General features: G+C 64.0%; 1 pseudogene. It reads right to left on the reverse strand.

Annotation, left to right across the window (positions count from 1 at the left end):
• Nucleotides 1-68 precede the first annotated feature (68 nt).
• Nucleotides 69-1507: pseudogene (locus ABE454_RS16100) on the reverse strand (IS1182 family transposase).
• Between the last annotated feature and the right edge of the window lie 89 nt (nt 1508-1596).

The following is a 1596-nucleotide window of genomic DNA, read 5'->3' on the forward strand; positions in this document are numbered from 1 at the left end:
TCGACCGAGGCCGTGTAAAAACGTGCTGATCCACGATGAGGCCGAGGTGGCGACGAGGCGCGATGGCCTCAGGCTCGGATCGCGTTCATCAGGGTCTTCGTTCCGAGCACCGCCATTACCCGTTTCATGTTGTAGGCGAGGATGTGGAGGCTGATCTCGGTCTTCACGTTGGCAAGGCGCTTGGTGAGGAAGTGGGTGTGGCCCATCCAGCCCTTGATCGTGCCGAACGGGTGTTCGACCAGGCTTCGCCGTTCGCGCATGGCTCTGGGCCTCAGGTCCATCCTAGCCTGTAAGGCGTCGATCACCGCTTCATGCTCCCAGCGTGTGACCTTTCGTTCGACCGCAGGCGTGCACTGGGCCTTGATGCTGCAGCCGGTGCAACTGGCCCGGTCCCAGTATCGGTGGAGCGTCATGCCCCGCTCGACAACGGTCATGTGATACGGAAGCAGGGAGCCGGCCGGGCAGCGGTAAACGTCCTGGTCGGGCAGATAAACGAAGTCCTGCTTGCCGAAACGGCCGTTCGCCTTGGCGCCTGACGTCAGCGTTTTCGGCACGAAGGGCGTCGCGCCCAAGGCCTCGCAGGCCAGGATTTCCTCGCCGGAGAAGTAACCCCGGTCCGCCAGGACATCGAGCCTTTCCACGCCCATGGCGTCCTTGGCTCGGCCGGCCATGTTGCCAGTTGCTGCCGGTCGGAGCCGGTCATAATCACCTCGTGGGCGACAATCAGGTGATGCCCGCCTTCGACGGCCGCCTGGACGTTGTAGCCGACGATGCCGCTGCCCCGACCAGACGTCGCCATGGCCCGGGCGTCCGGATCGGTCAGGGAGACCTGGCCGTCAGGCGCCGCCTCAACCTCTGCCTCCATGACCTTCAGCATCGCCATCTGGGCGCGTAGCCGATCGATTTTCTCGACCAGACGGCCAGACCGCGCCTCGGCTGCCTCGCCCTCGTGACGGTCCGCCGTGTCCAGGTCCTGCAGATAGCCGGCGATATGCTCGCTCACCTGTTCGATCCGTCGCTTCACCTTATAGGCGGTGAAGTTCCTGTCGCGCGTGTTCACCGCCTTGAACTTTGAGCCGTCGATGGCGACCAAGGCCGCGCCGAACAGGCCTAGCTGTCGGCACAGGACCACGAACTGAGCGCAGGCCGCCTGGATCGCCGAACCGTTCTCGCGGCGGAAGTCGGCGATGGTCTTGTGATCCGGCGCCAGCCGCCCTGTGAGCCACATCAGCTCGACATTGCGCTGCGCCTCACGCTCCAGCCGTCGGCTCGACTGCACCTTGTTCAGATAGCCGTAGACGTAGAGCTTCAGCAGCATGGCCGGGTGATAGGCCGGTCGGCCCGTCGTCGCTGGCGTCATCCCCTCGAAGCCCAGCCCCTTCAGGTCCAGCTCATCGACGAAGACGTCGACTACCCGGACCGGATTGTCCTCGGCCACATAGTCATCCAGACATTCGGGAAGCAGCGTGGGCTGCCGACGATCTGCACCCTGAACGAAGCGGCTCATAATCCACCTCCTGCTGGCCTCAGGAGGCTACCCTAATTCGCTCGGACAGAAGGTGTTTTCACACAGCCTCGACCCGTTGCGGACGTTCG

The organism is Brevundimonas diminuta, assembly GCF_039673845.1.
Taxonomy (GTDB): Bacteria; Pseudomonadota; Alphaproteobacteria; order Caulobacterales; family Caulobacteraceae; genus Brevundimonas; species Brevundimonas diminuta_E.